General features: G+C 70.4%; 7 protein-coding genes and 1 pseudogene (1 of these 8 cut by a window edge). 2 read left to right on the forward strand and 6 right to left on the reverse strand.

The window, feature by feature from the left end; translation table 11 throughout:
- The 3 genes and pseudogenes from H0524_RS18595 to H0524_RS18605 form a co-directional block, all read right to left on the reverse strand.
- Window positions 1-1,098 (reverse strand): annotated as a pseudogene (locus H0524_RS18595) (hypothetical protein) (it extends 1,489 nt beyond the left edge of the window).
- Between the two features lie 344 nt (window positions 1,099-1,442).
- Entirely contained in the window at window positions 1,443-3,083 is a 1,641-nt protein-coding gene (locus H0524_RS18600) for a right-handed parallel beta-helix repeat-containing protein (RefSeq protein WP_180199785.1), read from the reverse strand.
- Window positions 3,084-3,365: 282 nt separating this feature from the next.
- The gene (locus tag H0524_RS18605; protein ID WP_180199786.1) at window positions 3,366-4,844 is read right to left on the reverse strand and encodes an aminopeptidase P family protein; all 1,479 of its coding nucleotides are present in this window, start codon (window positions 4,842-4,844) and stop codon (window positions 3,366-3,368) included.
- A gap of 120 nt (window positions 4,845-4,964) precedes the next feature.
- Here H0524_RS18605 and asnB point away from each other — a divergent pair, with 120 nt between their 5' ends.
- A complete protein-coding gene (asnB, locus tag H0524_RS18610; protein ID WP_180199787.1) occupies window positions 4,965-6,926 on the forward strand; it encodes an asparagine synthase (glutamine-hydrolyzing) in 1,962 nt (653 codons plus the stop codon).
- Window positions 6,927-7,078: 152 nt separating this feature from the next.
- Here the strand turns inward: asnB and H0524_RS18615 are convergent, their stop codons facing one another.
- The 3 genes from H0524_RS18615 to H0524_RS18625 form a co-directional block, all read right to left on the reverse strand.
- Entirely contained in the window at window positions 7,079-14,218 is a 7,140-nt protein-coding gene (locus H0524_RS18615; protein WP_180199788.1) for a type I polyketide synthase, read from the reverse strand.
- A 90-nt stretch (window positions 14,219-14,308) separates the two neighbouring features.
- A complete protein-coding gene (locus H0524_RS18620) occupies window positions 14,309-15,166 on the reverse strand; it encodes a methyltransferase domain-containing protein (protein ID WP_180199789.1) in 858 nt (285 codons plus the stop codon).
- Between the two features lie 20 nt (window positions 15,167-15,186).
- Window positions 15,187-17,679, reverse strand: a complete 2,493-nt coding sequence (locus tag H0524_RS18625; protein ID WP_180199790.1) for a lantibiotic dehydratase — start codon at window positions 17,677-17,679, stop codon at window positions 15,187-15,189.
- 101 nt (window positions 17,680-17,780) lie between these two features.
- Between H0524_RS18625 and H0524_RS18630 the strand changes: the two genes are divergently transcribed.
- Window positions 17,781-18,989 carry a M20 family metallopeptidase gene (locus H0524_RS18630; RefSeq protein WP_180199791.1) on the forward strand — a complete coding sequence of 403 codons (1,209 nt, stop codon included), beginning with the start codon at window positions 17,781-17,783 and terminating at the stop codon, window positions 18,987-18,989.
- Window positions 18,990-19,018 lie beyond the last annotated feature (29 nt).

Here is a 19,018-nt window from a genome sequence, read left to right on the forward strand (position 1 = left end):
GGCGACCTCGTCGGTGGCGACCTCGTCGGTGGCGGCCTCGTCGGTGGCGGTGGCCTCGTCCGTGGCGACCTCGTCCGTGGCGACCTCGTCGGTGGCGACCTCGTCGGTGGCGGTGGCCTCGTCCGTGGCGACCTCGTCGGTGGCGGCCTCGTCGGTGGCGGCCTCGTCCGTGGCGGTGGCCTCGTCCGTGGCGACCTCGTCGGTGGCGGCCTCGTCCGTGACGGCGACGTCCACATTCGCAACGTCGTCCGCGGTGGCGTCCCCGTTAGTGCTGGCGTCTCCGGTCACCGCGTCGCCTGACCACTGTGCTGGTCCTGCTGTGTCGACGGGGGTCTCCGTGTTCGCCGTGGGGTTGGCCGTGGCGGCCGGGGTCGTGGTGTCGGCTCCCGCAGCCTGTGGCTCGCCCTGGAACAGCGGTAGGTACGGCTGGCCCGCCTTTGCAGCCTCTCCCGCCGCGACCGAGTTCGAGAAGCGTGACCACACCGCCTCGGGGCTGTTCGGGCCCCGTTTGTCCGCAAGGGTCTTACCGCCCTTGATGGTCAGGCCCTGGGCCTTTAGGTGTCCACCTCGGCCGACATTGAGGATTCGGAAGAACTCGGCCTGGCTATCCCGGGCGATCTTGGTGTTCTGCCCGAGAAGCGTGATCGGTTCCTTGATGATCGGCAGGCCGTTGCCGTAGCCGTCGGACCGGGTCAGCGTGTAGGTGCAGTCCTTCGCCAGCTTGAGTACGCCACCCTGGTTGCTGTTGGCGTAGATGATCGCCTGGATCAGCTTGTCGGTATTGCAGGGCACCTCCTTTCCGTGCTTCTTGCCGGCGTTCTCCTCGTTTTGTTTGCCGTCCCAGTTGCCCCTGTGGTTGGCTTCCCAGTCGCCCTCGCCGCCCGCGCCTCGGTCGTCGGCTGCCTGCTCGTTTGTGGTGATCTGAGCGGTGTTCCAGGCCAGGTCCCGGGCGCCGGCTCCGGCCCCGGTGAAACCAACTGCGGCGATGCTGACCACGCCGGTGAGGCCGGCGACGCCGCTGGCGAGCCAGAGTTTGCGTCGTCGTTTCGACGCGGCCTCCGGGCCGGTGGCGTTGTTTGGATCTTGGTAGTTGGACATTGGAGCTCTCTACCCTCTCCTCATACCAGACAGGGGCGCCTCGCTCGAGAGCGAGTGTCCCTACTACAAATCGGTTGTAGCTCCCAGAAACACCGTATGGGAATCATTCTCACCTCGAGGGCTTTTATGAAATAAGCCCACATTCGGCTTGCGGGAGGACGGATAGGGATGTCGGCAGTCATTGCGCGTAGCTGTACCTATGAACCCTGGTACGTGATCTAGGGGATGTGAGTGGACATACCGCTCGAGCGGCGTCTTCCGGCACGTTCGGCCAGATGCGGGGCTCCTCCGGCCGCACCCGGCCGGAGGAGCCCGATCTATGTGGTGGTGCACTCAGGGTTGACTCATCCGAAGCAGCGTTTCGGAATGACCGGGCTGCCCAAGCAGTTCGTCGGCCGGTTCTTCTTGACCGCGGACTTCTCGTCGATCTTGACACCGTTGTTCGTCGTGAAGATGCCGCCCGGCGGTGTGGTGGCGAAGTTCTCGGTCACCGTGCTCTGGATCAGGGAGACCTGGCCGTAGGCGTTGACGACGCCGCCGCCCACCGCCAAGGGGCCGACCGCCCGGTTGCCGACGACTTCGCTCTTCCGCAGGGTCACGAAGGCGTTCACGTTGAACAGGCCAGCGCCGCCCGCGCCTTCGGCCACGTTCTCCTTGAGTACGCTCTCCTCCACGACCGCGGTGGAGTTGTCGGCTACCGCGAGGCCGCCCCCAACGTCCGTGGCGACATTCCGTTCGATCTTCACGTGTTCCAGGTACAACCTGGACTTGTCGACGCCGAGCACGCCACCGGCATCCCGCCCTGCGGTGTTGTCCGTGACCTCGCTACGGGTAACGCTCGTGTTGCCGGAGCGGTCGAGGATGCCGCCGGCCAGCCCCCGGGTCTGGTTGTGGCTGATTGTGCTGCTCCATACCCAGACGGTGCCTCCCTTGGCGCCGGGCTTGAACGAACCGTTGGCGAAGCCGCCGCCACCCTGGCGAGCGTTGTTCTGTTCGATCTTTGACCGTTCGATCCGTAGGATGCCGGTGCTGAAGACGCCGCCGCCGAACTCGGTGGCGCTGTTGTGTTCGACTGCGGAGTCCCGGATGGTGGTCGTGCCGTAGTTGGCGACGCCACCGCCGTTGCGGCCGTGGTTCAGCACGATCGAGCTCTTCTCGATGTCGGCCTTGCCGCCACGTTGGACCAGGATTCCCGCGCCGTCGCCGTCGCCATAGCGGCTGACCGCCGTGCTGGTGGTTGCTGATCCAGCTGCCGCCTGCTCAGTTGCCTGAGTAGCGTCCGGCGTCATGGAGAGGTCGAGCGGCGGCAGCGCCTCGGGCGTTGAGTAAGCCCAGCGGGGCGTCGTCTGTCCGCCCTTGACGGTAATGCCCTTGAGGGTCAGGTGGCCATCGCGCCCGACGTTGAAGATCCGGAAGTGCGCGGCGTTGGCGGCCCGAGCGATAGTGGTGTCGTAGCCGTCGAGAACGATCGGTTCTTTGATCACCGGAAGTCCGTTACCGTGCTCGCCTCGGGTCAGCTCGTAGGTGCAGCCCTTGGCGAGCGTCAGCACGCCGCCGCGGTTCTGGTTGGCGTGGACGATGGCTTGGATCAGCTTGTCGCTGTTGCACGGGACAGCTTTCGCGTGGTCCGCAGTCTTCCGGTGCTCCTCTCGGCCGCTGTCGCCGCCGCCCCACTGGCCTTGGCCTTGGCTGTCGCCGCCGCCCCACTGGCCTTGGCCTTGGCTGTCGCCGACCGCGCCGCCCTCGGCGGGACTGGCCTCAGCGGGGCCGGCGTCGCTGACCTTCTGCTGGATGTTGGCCTGCGCCTCCGCCCGGCCGGCGTCTTCGGCCGTGTCGTTGTCTCGAGCGGTGAACCCACCGAGGGCGGCCAACCCGACGACACCGGTCAGGCCAACGACACCGGCGGCGACCCACAGTGGCCGCCGTCCCCGGTTCGGGGGGTCGGCGTTGTTCCCGCCGTAAGGAGTTGTTACGTCAATGGACATCAGAGCATTCCGCCCTTTCGACTACCAGACGGTCCGCACCGAACGAAGGTGGCGCGAACTGCTACAAAACGGTTGCAGCCTCCGACGACCACCGTATGGGAAGATGTTTCATGGAGGGGATGTATCCGAAAAATCCCCGCATTTGGCTCATCTTGGGGCGGCTAGCGCAGCTGGCGCCGGCCGGCTCCAAAAGGGGTCACCTAGACGAAAGGCCCCGCCGCCGGGCCGGTGACCGTCCGGTCACCGGCCCGGCGGCGGGGCCGAAGCTTGGTCGTCGAGGGGCTAGCCCGGCAGGCGCGGACCTGCCTCCCGCTGCTCGGCCAGCCAGGTCTCCACGTCGCCAGCGGTCCGGGGGAGTCCGGCGGAGAGGTTCACCGTGCCGTTCGCCGTGACCAGGACATCGTCCTCGATCCGGACGCCGATGCCGCGCAGCTCCTCCGGCACCAACTCGTCCTCGGGCTGGAAGTACAGGCCCGGCTCCACGGTGAGCACGTAGCCCTCGCCCAGGGTGCCGTCGCGGTACGCCGCACTGCGCGAGTTCGCGCAGTCGTGTACATCGATGCCGAGCATGTGCCCGAAGCCGTGCAGGGTCCACCGTCGGTACACCGCCGACCTCTCGTCCATCGCCTCGTCCACGCTGACCGGTAGTAGGCCCAGTTCAGCCAGACCTTCGGCGAGAACCCGCATGCAGGTCAGGTGCACCTCCTTGAACGCCACGCCCGGTCGGATGAACTCGATGCCGGCCTGCTGTGCGGCGTACACGATGTCGTAGATCTGACGCTGTAGCGCGGTGAACCGGCCACTCACCGGGAGCACCCGGGTCACGTCGGCGGTGTAGAGGTGGTCGTTCTCCACGCCCATGTCCATCAGCAGCAGGTCACCCGGGCGGGTGGTGCCGTGGTTGTGTACCCAGTGCAGGATCGTGGCGTGCTCGCCGGCGCCGACAATCGAGCCGTAACCGATGTCGTTCCCGTCATGTCGGGCTCGCAGCGCGAAGATGCCCTCGAGTAGCCGCTCGGAAACTCCCCGGTCGGCCGGGAGTACCCGGGCCACATCCTCGAAGCCGCGAACCGTGGCATCCACCGCGTCCTGGAGCTGGGCGATCTCCCACTCGTCCTTGACCAGCCGTAGCTCGGAGATCGCGCTCGCCAGTTCCTGGTCGCGGGGCGGCTGTCCCCGCTCCCGCCGGCCGTCGTACGGGCGCAGGGCCGCGTCGACCCGGGCGTCGAAGCCGCGCAGCACTCGGGTTCGGGCCGGGGCGAGGTCGGCCAGGGCGGCGTCCAGGTCCGCGAGGTCGGCGGTGGGCATGCCCAACTCACTCGACTTCTCCGCAAGGGTGGGCCGCCGGCCGAGCCACAGCTCGCCGTGCCGACTCCGGAAGAACTCGTCGGTCTGCCGGGACGCGTGAGGCCGCAGGTAGAGGAGGGGCTCGTGTCCGGAGCCGGTCGGACGGAGTACGAGCACGCTGTCCGGTTCGTAGTCGCCGGTCAGGTATGCGAAGTCGCTGCCGGGACGGAACCGGTGGGCGGTGTCGTTGGCGCGTACCTGCTCGCCGCCGGTGGGGATTACCAGGGTCTCGCCCGGGAGGGCCGCGGAGAGGGCCGCCCGGCGCGTGGCGTGGTGGGGCGCCGCCGGGCGCGGAACGACCGGTAGCGCGCTGTCCCGCCAGCCCTGCCGCATGAACGCCAGGAGCGCCGCCGGGAATTTTGGATCATGCGACTCCGTGCCCCCTGGATCGCGGTGAATGGGTTCCTCGGTCATCTCCGCTCCCTTCGCGTTGTCGCTGGTCCCGACGGTATCCGACGGGGCTGGGCCAGCGGCTGAGGCCGGTTGCGTAGACGGCCGCTACGGCCGTGACAGGGGCGTGGAAAGATGAAGACCATGTGCGGACTCCTGGCCTTCTTCAGCGCGCGCGGGGATGCCGCGGCTCACCGCGACCACATCGCCAACGCGTTGGAGTGCCTGCACCATCGTGGCCCGGACGAGACCGGGGTGGACGTGGTCGGCGACGCATCCGGCCAGTACGCGGATGGCGTCTTCGCCCACAAGCGGCTGGCGATTATCGATGTGGCGTCCAGTCAGGAGCCGCTGCCCTACGCGAACGGGCGCTACCTGCTGACCTTCAACGGCGAGATCTACAACTACATCGAGCTGCGGGAGGAGCTGGCCCGCGACTACGGGACGCAGTTCGCCACCTCCGGTGACGGGGAGGTGATCGTCGCCGGCTACCACCACTGGGGTGAGCAGGTGCTCACCCGGCTGCGGGGGATGTTCGCCTTCGTGATCTGGGACCGGCAGGAGCGGCGTGCCTTCGGTGCGCGCGACTACTTCGGGATCAAGCCGCTGCACTACCTGGAGACGGCCGACGGCCTCTACCTCGCCTCGGAGAAGAAGGCCCTGCTGCCGTTCGCGCCGGCCAATTACCAGGGTGACGCCGGCATCGACACGGCCAGTCTCAGCCACTATCTGACGTTGCAGTACGTGCCGGAGCCCGGCACCCTGCACCAGGGAATCCGGCGGATCGGCTCGGGGGAGTACCTGACCTGGTCGCCGGGCGGTCGAATCGACGTCCGCCGGTGGTATCAGCCGATGTTCCGGCCGGCTCCGGTGCCGGATGAGCAGAAGCTCTACCACGAGATCCGGGAGACGTTGCGGGACAGCGTCCGGATTCACATGCGGTCGGATGTCCCGGTCGGTTCGTTCCTCTCCAGCGGGATCGACTCCACCGCGGTGGTGGCGCTGGCCCGGGAGTTCAACCCGAACATTCTGACCTTCACGGTCGGCTACGACGTGCCCGGCTACTCGGAGATCGACGTGGCCCAGGAGTCGGCCCGGCACCTCGATGTCACCACCATTCCCACCAAGATCGGGCCGCAGGACATGATGGCGGCGCTGCCGAAGATCGTCTGGCACCTGGACGACCCGGTCGCCGACCCGGCCCTGGTGCCGCTCTACTTCGTGGCGCGTAAGGCCGCCGAACACGTCACGGTGGTGCTCTCCGGTGAGGGCGCCGACGAGTTCTTCGGCGGCTACACCATCTACCGGGAACCGCTCTCGCTGAGCTCGGTCAACGGGTTGCCCGACGGCGTGCAGAAGGGGCTGCGGGCGGTGTCGAAGGCGATCCCGCAGGGGGTCAAGGGCAAGAGCTTCCTGGAACGCGGCACCACCCCGATCGAGGAACGCTACTACGGCAACGCCCGGATGTTCACCGAGGAGGAGAAGCAGCACCTGCTACGCCGCTATGACCCCTCGGTGCGCTACACCGACATCACCGCCCCGATCTACGCCGAGTGCACCGAACTCGACGACGTCACCAAGATGCAGTACGTGGACCTCTACACCTGGCTGCGCGGCGACATCCTGGTCAAGGCCGACCGGATCTCGATGGCGAACTCGCTGGAGGTACGGGTGCCCTTCCTGGACCGGGCGGTCTTCGACGTGGCGTCGAAGATCCCGGTCGAACTGCGGCTGCCCCCGCGCTCCGACGCCACCAAGTACGCGATGCGCCAGGCGTTGCAGGGGGTGGTCCCGCCGGCCATCGTGAACCGCCGGAAGTTGGGCTTCCCTACCCCGACCCGGGTGTGGCTGCGGGGGGAGATGTACGAGTGGGCCCGGCACATGCTGGCCACCTCCGGCGCCGGTGACCTGATCGACCTGCCGTACGCGCTGCGGCTGCTTGATGAGCACAAGCGGGAGGAGGCCGACAACTCCCGCAAGGTCTGGACGGTGCTGATCTTCTGCATCTGGCATGCGATCTTCGTCGCCAAGACGCTGGACCCGGGCATCCAGCGCAACCAGTCGGCCCTGCTCACGAAGCCGGTTGTCGGCAGCATGGTCCGCTGAGCGGGTCAAGGAGTGTCGGGCGGACCGCCCGGGTGTAACCCGTGCGGGCCCGGGTGTAGCCCCGTGCGGGCCCGGATTCTCCGGGCTCGTCGGGGCGGCTTCACGAGCCGCCCCGACGCCCTCCCGGGCCGAGCTGACCTCCCAGCGAGATTTCAGTAGGACAGCCCGGGGCAGTACACCCCGCCCTCCGGTGTGGTGTAGCTGCCCAGCGAGATCAGGGTCTCCAGGCGGAGCAGCGAGACCCCTCGGGTGCGGGCGGCCCAGCTGAGCAGTCCTGGTGCCAGCCGGCCCGGGATGCGCAGCCGGGGGGCCGGGCCCTTGGGGTCCTGGCGGCGCATCAGCTCACCCGACCCGGCGTACAGCGCCCGCGCCGCCGCCTCCGAGGTGGCGATCAGGTGGCCCAGGTCGGCCAGGCCGGTGGTGTAGCCGGCGAGTTCCCCGTTGGTCTTGTCCAGCACCACGTACGGCCTTGACCACTCGAAGGCCCGCTTGGCTGCCATGTGGATCTCACCGTCCCGGGAATGTCCGTTGATCTTGCGGTACTGGGTTTGGCAGCCCGGAACATCGGCCTCGGTCATGGGACGCACCTCGAAGCCCGCCATGTTGCCGGGAGTCGGCGGGGCGTACCCCTCCAGCAGGGAGAGCTGTTCCTGCGGCACAAAGCCGAGCGACGAGTACAGCCGGTAGGCCCCGGTGTTGTTGGCGACCTGGACGGCCCGTACGGAGGAACAGCCGCGCCGCTCGCTGGCGGTGACTATCGACTCCATCAGCAGCCGGCCCACCCCACCGCCCTGAACGTCGGGGGCGACGCTCACCGGCCCGAAGGCGGCTACCTCCTCACCCAGCACCAGGAAGTTGGAGCCCACCACCGAGCCCGTCGCGTCGACCGCCACCTCACTCACGCAGCTCGGTGCGGCGAGTCGCCCCTGGAGCATCTCCAGCACCGCCTGCTCCGAGGACCATTCGGGTGGTAGGCCCAGCGCGGCGTTGGTGTCCTCGAACGCCTGATAGCAGATCTGGGCCAACCGCGGCAGGTCGGCGGTGGTCGCCGGCCGGATGTGGAGGCGACCGCCCGCGGCGGCCGCCGCCGGGTGTGCGCCGGGGGGCGGGAAGTAGCCCACCCGGACGAAGAAGTCGACGTACTTCGCGAACAGGTCCTGGGTCATGGCCGGGCAGTCGATGCCGGTACCGGCCAGCAACGTGCGGGTCTCGGCGGTGTCGACCGTGAGGTAGTGATTACGTCCGCTGTAGATGGTGGACTCGAAGCTGTCGACCATCGCCACCATGCTGTTCTCGGGGTTGGACCGCACCCGCCGGACCCAGGGGTCCCAGCCCAACTCGTCGAGGCGATAGCCGCGCGCCCGCAGTGCGTCCATCATCTCGACGAACGGCAGATGCGTGTGGTTGGCGAGGTGGTGGTTGCGGTTGACGGCGGCCGGGTTCCGGGACAACCCCAGGATCGCCGAGCTGACGTAGTCGACGGGCACGAGGTGGAAGATGCCGGCCGGGTCGGCCGGAACCGCCTCCGCCTGCAGAATGCCCTTCATGCTCAGCCACACGAAGTCGTGCCGTTGGCAGCGGCCCAGCTCCGAGTCGCCGGAGATCTCATCGACCCGGTAGATCGACACCGGCAACCCGCGTTCCCGGGCGATCTCGATGATCTGCTCCGCGACCAGCTTGGTCTGTCGGTACCCGGAGGAGAGGGCGGTGGCGGGCCCCGGCGGGTCGGACGACTTCAGGGCGACCCCGGGTACGACCTCGGCGGAGAAGACACCCGTGGACGACACGTGGTGGACCGGAACGCTGCGATGCCGGGCGGCCAGCCGCAGTATCTCCTCGGTGCCGGTCACGTTCGCCGCCTTCAGCGAGGAGTACGCGTAGAGACCGTTGACGGTGGCAGCCGCGTGGTAGACCGCGTCGACCCGGCGGGACAGCTCGTCGTACCGCTGCGTCGACAGGCCGAACCCGGGAGTGGCCAGGTCGCCGACCACCACGGACAACCGACTCGGGTCGATCTCGTCCCAGAGCTGATACCACTCGAGGTTGTCCCGCAGCCGGTCCAGCGCCGGCTTCTCATCGGTGGACCGAACCAGGCAGTGCACCACGGCGTTCGTGCTCCGCATCAGGTCGCGGAGCAGGAACGCGCCGAGGAAGCCGGTCGCTCCGGTGAGGAGGACCTCGCGGGGCTCAGCGGCGGCGGTGATGACCTCGTCCGCGCAGATGATGTCCGCGGCCAGGGTTACCTCGGCGGCGAAGTCCACCCGCTCCTCATCGTCGTCGGCTGCGCGGAGCACCCGGCCCAGCAGGTGATCGGCGAGGACTGCCACGGTGGGGTATTCGAAGACCAGCGAGGCAGGGAGGTTGACCCCACTGAGGTCGCGGATCTGGTTGCGCAGCTCCACCGCGGTGAGGGAGTCGAAGCCCAGATCCAGCAGGGACTCGTCCGGATCGAGCTCGTCCGGGTCCGCGTGACCGAGCACGGCGGCGACCAGAGTCTTGACGGTCTGGACCAGCTCCAGGAACTGTTCCTCCTCATCCAGGGGGCCGAGTCGAGCCGCGAGCATGGCGCCCGCCAACTGGGCGGCGTCGGCTGCCGGGGTGGTGCCCGCCGGGGGCATGGTGCCGGTGGACTGTTGGGTAGCCGCCGCTGGGAGGCGGGACGAGTCGGCCCCACCAACCGGTTCGCGGCGGGCCGGGCCCGGGCCGGTGGGCGGCGACACGGCGGCCGGTGGGAGCCAGTAGCGCCGTCGTTGGAACGGGTAGGTGGGCAGGTCGACCTCGGGTCCGCCGGTTGGTGGGAAGAAACCCTCCCACTCCACCGGGAGACCGAGGGCGTGCAGGGCGCCCAGAGCAGCGACCTCGGCGCCGGACCGGCCGCGACGGCACAACGACACCGCGTGGTGCTCGTCCGCACCGAGGGTCTCCCGCACCAGCGCGGTCAGTACCCCGTCCGGACCGAGCTCGACGAAGGTGTCGGTCCCCTGCCTACGGATGGCGTCTACCGCTGGTGCGAAGCGAACCGGCTGGCGGAGTTGCCCGACCCAGTAGTCCGGGGTGAGTAGCTCCGCACCTGCGGCCGCGCCGGTGGCGGTGGAGACGATGGGAATGGTCGGTCGCTGGTAGGTCAGCGACTCGGCGACGGCACGGAAGTCGTCCAGGACGGGATCCATGTGAGCAGAGTGGAAGGCATGGCTCACCCGAAGGCGGGTGGCCCGACGCCCGTGCTCGGCCAGCCGGGCGGCGAGCGCGGTCACGGCCTCCTCGTCGCCCGAGACGACAACCGACCGGGGTGCGTTGATCGCGGCGATTCCGATCCGCGACTCCTCCCCGGCGAGCAGGGGCAGGAGCTCCTCCTCGGTGGCTCTGACCGCGAGCATCGCCCCGCCCGGAGGCAGTGCCTGCATCAGGGCGCCCCGGGCGTTGACCAGGCGGGCCGCGTCCGGCAGCGAGAGCACCCCGGCGACGTGTGCCGCGGTGAGCTCGCCGATGGAGTGCCCGGCGAGCACGCTCGGGTGCACCCCCCAGGAACGCAGCAGGGCGAACTGGGCGACCCCCAGCGTGAAGAGGGCCGGCTGGGCGAGACCGGTGTGGTGGATCGACTCGTCGTCCGTCGCCTCGGCGGGGGTCAGCAGGGCCGACCGTACCTCCGGTGCCAGATAGCGGCAGACCTCGTCCAGCATGTCGGCGAAGACGTCGAAGCTGTCGTAGAGGTGCCGGCCCATGCCCTGGTACTGCGCGCCCTGGCCGGTGAAGAGTGCCGCCACGGGCCGGCCGGGCACCGCGCGTGCCTTCGTCAGCGTGGCCGACGGCGTACCCGAGGCGAGGGCCTCCAGGCCCGCCAGGAGTTGCTTGGTCTCCGTACCCACCACGGTTGCCCGATGGTCCAGACCGGCGCGCGAGCGAGCCAGCGCGCGGCCCACGGCCACCGGGCTGAGCTCCGGCGCGGAGCGCGTCATCGAGGCCAGCCGGGCCGCCTGCATCCGCAGCGCCACCGGCGACTTGGCGGAGAGCAACCAGGGAACGACGGCGGGGCTCCGGTGCTCGGCAACGCTCGCCGACACCGGCGGCTCAACCGGGCTCTCCTCCACGATCACGTGCGCGTTGGTGCCGCTGATCCCGAAGGCGGAGACCCCGGCCCGCCGGGGTCGGCCGGCCACCGCCCAGGGCCGGGGCTCGGTCGCCAGGCATACCTGGCCGGAGGTCCAGTCGACGTGCGGCGATGGTTGGTCGACGTTGAGGGTGGCCGGGAGGGTCCGGTGGCGCATCGCCTGCACGACCTTGATGAGACCGGCAGCACCGGCAGCCGCCTGGGTGTGGGTGATGTTGGACTTGACGGATCCGAGCCAGACCGGCTGCTCCGGTGCCCGCCCCTGCCCGTAGGTGGCGAGAATCGCCTCGGCTTCGATGGGGTCGCCGAGCGCGGTTCCCGTGCCGTGCGCCTCGACCAGGTCGATGTCGGCGGGACCGAGCCGGGCGGCGGCGAGAGCCTGCCGGATCAACCGCTGCTGGGCCTGGCCGTTGGGGGCGGTGAGGCCGTTCGAGGTGCCATCCTGGTTGACCGCGCTGCCCCGGATGACGGCGAGTACCTTCCGTCCCGCCCGGCGCGCGTCCGAGAGGCGCTCCAGCAGCACGACCCCCGCACCTTCGCCGAAGGCGGTGCCGTCCGAGGCCGCGGCGAACGCCTTGACCCGGCCATCCGCGGACAGGCCGCGCTGCCGGCTGAACGTGATCAGATCGTCGGGGGTGGCCATCACCGTGACCCCACCGGCGAGGGCGAGGCGGGACTCCCCGGAGTGCAGCGACTGACAGGCCAGGTGAAGCGCCACCAACGACGCCGAGCAGGCGGTGTCCACCGTGATGGCCGGACCCTCCAACCCGAGGGTGTACGCGACGCGTCCGGACAGCACACTGCCCGAGGTGGCGAAGCCCAGGTAGCCCTCGTACTCCGAGGCTGCGGTGGCGAGGGAACTGTATGTCTGCCCCTTCGTGCCGATGAAGAGACCGGTCGGCGAACCGGCCATCCGGGTGGGATCAATTCCGGCGCGCTCGAACGCCTCCCAGGCGATTTCCAGGAGGATCCGCTGCTGTGGGTCCATCGCGGTGGCCTCCCGCGGGTTGATCCCGAAGAAGGCGGCGTCGAAGCCGGCGGGGTCGGCGAGGAACCCACCCCGGGTCACATAGCTGGTGCCGAGGTGGTCCGGGTCCGGGTCGATGAGGGTGTCCAGCGGCCAGTTCCGGTCCGCCGGGAGTTCCGAGGTGGCGTCCCGTCCTTCGGCGATCAGCGTCCAGAGCTGGTCCGGATCCTCGACTTCGCCCGGGAAGCGGCAGGCCATCGCGACGATGGCGATCGGCTCGTCGGCGTTGGCCCAGCCGGCCCGCTCCGGAGCGGTGGGTGTGGCGGTGGTGTGTGTTCCGCTCACTTCGGCGACCAGCCGGGCCGTCAGGGCGGCAGGCGTCGGGTGGTCGAAGACGATGGTCGCCGGCAGCTGTAGTCCGACTCGCCCGCAGAGCCGCTGACCAACCCCGACGACGGCGAGGGAGCCGAGCCCGAGGTCGACGAAGGGCTGGTCGGGTCGGATCTGACCGGCGGTGTCCAGCCCCACGGTACGGGCCACCTCGGCGCGAACCAGCTCCAGGACGTTCCGGGTTCGCTCGCTCGGCGGCATCTCCCGCAACTGTGCCGCCCACTCCGTACCGTCGATCGGCCCGGCCTCGTCGGGCTCGCCGTCCGGGTTGGCGACGGCCAGCAGTTGGGGGCTCGCCGCCGCCAGCTGGTGTCGGGTGATCTTGCCGGTGCTGGTCCGCGGGACGCGTTCGATGGTGTAGAGCTTGTCCGGAACCTTGAAGAAGGAGAGCAGTCGCCGGCAGTGCGCGAAGACCGTCGCCGCGTCCACGCCCTCCGGGCCCGGCACCAGATAGGCCACCGGGACCTCACCGAGCACGTCGTGTGATTCGGCGCCCACCGCCACGTCGGCGACCCCGGCGGCGGTACGCAGCACCTCCTCGACCTCGACGGGGTGAATGTTCTCGCCCCCACGGATGATCAGCTCCTTGCGCCGGCCGGTCAGGGTCAGGTGTCCCAGGGCGTCCCGTCGCCCAAGGTCCCCGGTGCGGTACCAGCCGTCGCGCAGGACCGCGGCGGTGGCATCGGGCTGCCGGTGGTAGCCGAGCATGAGGTTCGGTCCGGCGACCCAGACCTCGCCCTCCCTTCCGGGCGGCACGTCCTGGCCGGTGTCCGGGTCGACCAGGCGGATGTCCACGCCGGGCAGCGGCGGCCCGACGGAACCGGGGACCCGCTCCCCGAACGGCCGGTTCGAGGTGATGGCGCCGGTCTCGGAGGACCCGTACTGGTCCACCAGGGGAACACCGAACGCCTCCTCGAAGCGACTGCCCAGCGCGGCGCCGCTCGCCGATCCCGCCACGAAACCGAGTCGTAGTGCGGAGCGGCCGGTGCTGACGTCGACGCCCTGGTCCAGTAGGTAGTGGTAGGTGGTCGGCACCCCGGCCAGGAAGGTGATGGCCTCCGTGCGCAGGAGGTCGCGGACCTCGGACGGCGCGAAGCCGCTCATCAGCCGCGCACTCGCGCCGACCGCGGTAACCCCCAGCACGCAGAGGTTCTGCCCGAGCCCGTGGAACAGCGGCATCGGCCACAACAGACGATCCTGCTCCGACAGCCCCAGCACCGGCGCGTGGCCCGCCGCCACCAGCCACAGCGAACTGCGCAGCGAGTACAGCACCCCTTTGGGTTGGCCGGTGGTCCCGGACGTGTAGAGCATCCACGCCGGGTCGTCCAGTGGGGCCTCGTCCGGGGCCGGTCCGCTCGGCTCGGTGCCCATCAGCTCGTCGTAACTCACCGTCGCTGCTGCGGCGAGCTCCGCCGCCGCGGCCTCGCCGGTGCAGATGATCCGTGCTGGTTGACCCGGGCGGTGTCGCCGGCCCACCTGGTCGAAGCGGGCCGGGTCGCACACGATGACCGTTGGTTCGGCGTCGTCGAGGAGATAGCCGATCTCCGCTGTGGATGCCTGTGGGTTGAGCGGTACCGCGATGCCGCCGGCCCGGATCACCGCGAGGCAGCTCTCCACCGCCTCGACGCTGTTACCCATCAGGATCACGGCTCGCCCACCGGTCGCCAACCCCAGGGCGGCCAGGTGTCCGGCCAGTCGAGCGGTCCGCCGATCGAGGTCGGCGTAGCTGACGCCACGCTTACCGTCGGCGAAGGCGATCTTGTCTCCGCGCTGGGTGGCGTGTCCGCCGAGTAGCTCGGACAGCGGTCGGATCAACTCGCTACGCATGTCTTCGTACCTTTCGGCTTCGTACTCTGGGGGTAGGTGTGGGCGGACGATGCCGGTCAACGGAGGGCGCCGCTCAGGGGAGGGCGCCGGTCAACGAAGGGCGCGGATCGTCCGGGTCGGGCAGGAGAACTCCAGCGAACCGTCGGAGCCCGCCAGGCTCCGCAACGCGGTCCGGGCCGCGTCGGTCGCCTCGGTCCGCCGCTCCGGCGGCACCAGTTCCCACTGCATGCGTGGGGTGACCGTCCAGGTCCAGGCGAGGTAGTCGTCGATCGACTCGAATCGGGACTTCGCTGGTATGTGCTGAATCTCGACGGAGGTGAAGCCCGCCGCCAGCACCGCTGCGGCGGTCGACTCCTCGGAGACCAGCGGTCCGTCGAGACCGAGTACCAGCCGCCAGGGATCGTCCACGCCCTCCGGGAGATGGGCGGACAGCACCTCGGCCAGAATCTCCGCCGACTCCCAGCCGGCGGCGAGTCGGCCGTTCTCCGTGGGAAAGGTCGTCGCGACCAGCCGTCCACCGCTGCGCAGCGCCGCCGCGGCAGCGGCCAACGCCTGCTGCGGCGCCGGTAGCAGGAACAGCACCATACCGGCGCTGATCGCGTCGAAGGGCTGGTCAACGGTGAAGCTCTGGATATCCCCCAGCCGGACCTGTGCCCGGTCGGACAGCCCGCGGGCCGCCAGGTCGGCCCCACACGCCTCCACCATGCCGGGCGCCTGGTCGATGCCGAGCACGAAACCCTCGGGACCGACCTGGGCGGCGATGGGAAACAGGCAGGCGCCCCGGCCGCAGCCGAGGTCGAGCACCCGCTCACCCGGGGTGAGCTCCAGCCGGTCGGCGACCATCTTGCCCAGTGGGTGGAAGACGAGTTGGCCGGCGGAGTCGTACTGGTCAGCGGACTTGTCGTAGGCGTCCCGGACCTGCGCGGTAAGGCTGCTCTTCTCGGTCATGATCTTCTCCCTGGTGGTGGCTACGGTTGGTGGGGGATGGCATCGTCCTCGTCCGCGCGGGACGAGGTCGTCGGTCGTACCACCGCACCGAGGCGGAGCTCGGCGCAGTGCGGCTGGTCGTTGGGGCGCCACCACAGCTGCTCCGGAGTGGGCAGCATCTCGGAGACCACGACGTCGGCCGAGGTGAGACGGGCGAGGTCGAGCACCGCCATCGGGTCGGCGAAGTCGACGTACAGCGGCTTCGGTTCGGCGGGATGCCGGACATAGACGTGGCGCGGCAGCCGGTGCTGCGCCCGGATGCGGTGCAGCGCCAACCACTGCCCGTACGCGTCGTCGGCGCGTTCCGGGAGCCGCATCCGCCACCGGGCGCGTTGCAGCACGACACCGCCGACGACGATGCGCGGCGTGTAGCTGCCGAGGTCGATCGGGACCGGGCCGAGCGCCGGGCGGGAGAGCGCCCGGTGCAGGGTGGAGGAGAGGTCTCCCGGCCACAGCAGCCGACGTTCGCCCTCGATCAGGACCGCGTCTGCCGCGGCGGGGACGTGGGCCTCGGCGATCGGCACCACCTCGGCGCGGTCCTTGCTCGACAGGCCACTGAGTTCGATCGCCACCCCCGGCAGCTCCGGGGTGACGTGGGCGCTGCGGCGGCGGGAGACGATCGTGGCGGCCGTCCGCGGCGACACCGCCTGTTCGACCCGGGCCACGAAGTCCGCCCAGAGCCCGTCCGGATCGCTGTGCAGGGGTCGCTCCAGCCCGCCGAAGATGGAGCTGCAGTCGTCGTGTAGCTCCGAGAGCACCCAGGTGGCGGTGGTGGGGTCCGGGCCGACGACCATCAGGTCGGGGCTGGGCAGGCAGGCGTCGTCCGGGTCGAGGGAGACCAGGTCCCACAACGGGGCGAGGGCATCGGCGAGTACGTGTGGGTCGAGGTCGACGACCGGTGGACGGTCGGCGACCACCGTCAGGTCTCCGACGGCCTTCGTGATCAGCTGGTGCAGGCTGGCGTCCAGCTGGTCCCGCCGATCGGTACGGGCGGGGATCTCCCGGGCGGCGAGGGCCGCGAGCGGGGCCGACCTGCCCCGCAGTGCGGTACACAGCGCGTCCCGGGCGTCCTCGCGGGCGAGCAGGGCGGCCAGGAAGATCAGCGGTAGGGCGGCCTCGGTGACCTGACGGATGCGGTCGACGACGGGCGCGCCGAGGCTGACCTGCTCACTCAGTGGACTGGATCTGTCCTCGTGGAACAGTTCCCGATCGGCGTAGTGCTGTCCACTGTTGCGCGACGCGTCGCCGCCGGCCCGGGCACTGGCCTGCTGCGCCGCGGCGAGCTGCGGTACGCGGTCCGGCCACCCGGCCTGGGCGTACCTGTCTCGACAGGTGGCGAGTTCGACAACCGTGGGGGTGGGGTGCTCGCCGGCGAGCCGGGTCAGTGCGTGGAGTTCGGTGGCCGGAAGGCGCCAGGGCGAGACGGTCAGCGCCGGCCCCAGCGCCCGTACCAACCGCGCCAGGCGGTCGTCGGACTGGTCTGCCGTGCCGGTGGCGGCCAGGAGGTCGGCCAGGTGGGCTCCGGGGCTGGCTGCCGCCGCCTGCCACAGTGCCAGCGCGGCGGCGGCGACGGTGAAGCGGCGGCCGTCCATGGCCCGTTCTAGCACGTGCTCCGGGCCCGGTTGGCGGAACAGGGGACTGGGCCAGGCCCGCTGGGTACGCAGTGGAGTTTCGCCGGCGGCCTGCTCGCGGAGCTGTTCGACCAGCCAGGCGCTGGCCTCCACCACGACGCGCTCGGGCCCGGGGGTCCCGACCCGAACCGCCTGGTCCTGCTCCGGGCGGAGGTTGGTGAACAGCACCGGGCCGAAGAACGACACGGTCTCGCACTTGGTGGCGAAGCGGCGAAGGTAGCGATGCAGGGTGTCGAGCCGGCGGCGCAGCGCCCGCGGTAGGTCGGCACCCGCCGCCGGGTTGTCCCAGCCGGGGTGCTCCAGCGGCGGCGTCCGCAGCGCGGCGTGGAAGAAGCCCGGGTTCGACACGAACACGGCGTGCCGGAAGGCATCGGAGCTGGCGGCCTGCGCGGTGCGCAGCCGAGCCTGGCGCAGCGCGGCGTCGAACTCCGCGCGGGCCGTCGCCAGGTGTGCGGCGTGCGCGTCGACCAGGGTGTTCCACCGCGAAGCCCACCGCGGCACTCCGGTGGCCGCCAGGATCTCGCTGGCCCGCTCGTCCAGCCGCGCCCCCGCCTCTATCCGCCGCCGACAGCTCTGCAACGTGCGCAGGGATCGCTGGCGGGGCTCGAGCTCCCGGACGGCCTCGCGCGCGGTGGGCCAGCATTCGTGCAGAAAGTGGACCCGGGCCGCCTCGATCTCCTGCTCCGCGGCGAATACCCGGTCAGCCGCGGCGATGAGGGTCGTGGTGGCGAGCCCCGCCACCAGCTGGATGGGAAAGCCGGTGCTGCGGAGCAGCGCCGACGGTACGGTCTCGACGGTCAACTCTCCCCGCCCGGCCGGCACCGTCCAGGTCAGTGCTGCCATCTCGAGCCTCCTGACTGGTCTCGCTTTCGGCTGCCGGCTCGGGTAGGAACGGAAGGAGCCGGGTACGGCACCGTGGCCCGGCCGGTGCGACGGGAGGGAACATGCCGCGGATGAGGCTCAGCTCCGAGGTCCGGCGTCGGTGTGCCGACGCTGTTGACCACGCCGAGGACCGCCTGCTCGCCCTGTCGCGTAGCTTGCACGCGGAGCCGGAGACGGCGTTCCGGGAGCATCGCAGCGCGGCCAAGGTGAGCGGTCTGTTGCGCGACGAGGGCTTCGCGGTGGAGCTCGGCGTCGGCGGCCTCGAGACCGCCTTCACCGCCCGCTTCGGCGACGGCCCGCTGGTGGTCGGGCTCTGCGCCGAGTACGACGCGTTGCCGGGGCTTGGTCACGCCTGCGGGCACAACATCATCGCCGCGTCCTCGGTCGGCGCGGCCCTGGCGTTGCGGGAGGTCGCGGCGGAGCTCGACCTCACCGTTGTCGTGGTCGGCACGCCCGCCGAGGAGGACGGGGGCGGCAAGATCACTCTGCTGGAGGCCGGGGTCTTCGACGAGGTCTCGATGGCCATGCTGGTCCACCCCGCGCCCGAGGACAACTGCACCCCTCGCCCGCTGGCGCTGGTCGAGTTGGAGGTCACCTACACCGGGCGGGAGTCCCACTCCGCGCTCGCACCGCAGTTGGGCGTCAACGCCGCGGATGCGTTGACCATCGCCGAGGTCGCGGTGGGGGTCGGGCGCCAGCATTTCGAGCCACGCCAACTGGTGCACGGCATCGTCACCCGCGGCGGCGACGTGCCGAACGTGGTCCCGGCGCACACCCGGGCCCGCTACAACCTCCGGGCGGCCGACATGGAGTCCCTGAGCCGGCTGGAGTCGCGGATCCGGGCCTGCTTCGCCGCGGGCGCCGTCGGCAGCGGCTGCACGCACGAGGTCAGCGCCACCCCCGCCTACGCGGAACTGGTGCACGACCCTTTCCTGTCCGAGGCCTACCGCTCGGCGGCGACCGAGCTGGGCCGGCCGCTGGTCTCCCCGGAGCAGGAGCGGGAGCTGCCCACCGGCAGCACCGACATGGGCAACGTGAGCCGCGCCCTGCCCAGCCTGCACCCGAGCATCGGGATCGACAGCGGCGACGCGGTGAACCACCAGCCCGAGTTCGCCGCGGCCTGCGTGGCCCCCGGTGCTGACCGGGCGTTGCTGCAGGGCGCGGTCGCACTTTCCTGGACCGCCGCCCAGGCCGCCCAGGACCCCTCGGCCCGGCAGCGGCTGCTGGACCTGCACCGGGCGCGCGGCGCGTCGACGGCGGGTCCACGGTAGCGGTGGGCGGCCACGAGCGGATCGGCTGC

It is taken from the genome of Salinispora sp. H7-4, from assembly GCF_013416675.1.
Lineage (GTDB): Bacteria > Actinomycetota > Actinomycetes > Mycobacteriales > Micromonosporaceae > Micromonospora > Micromonospora vitiensis.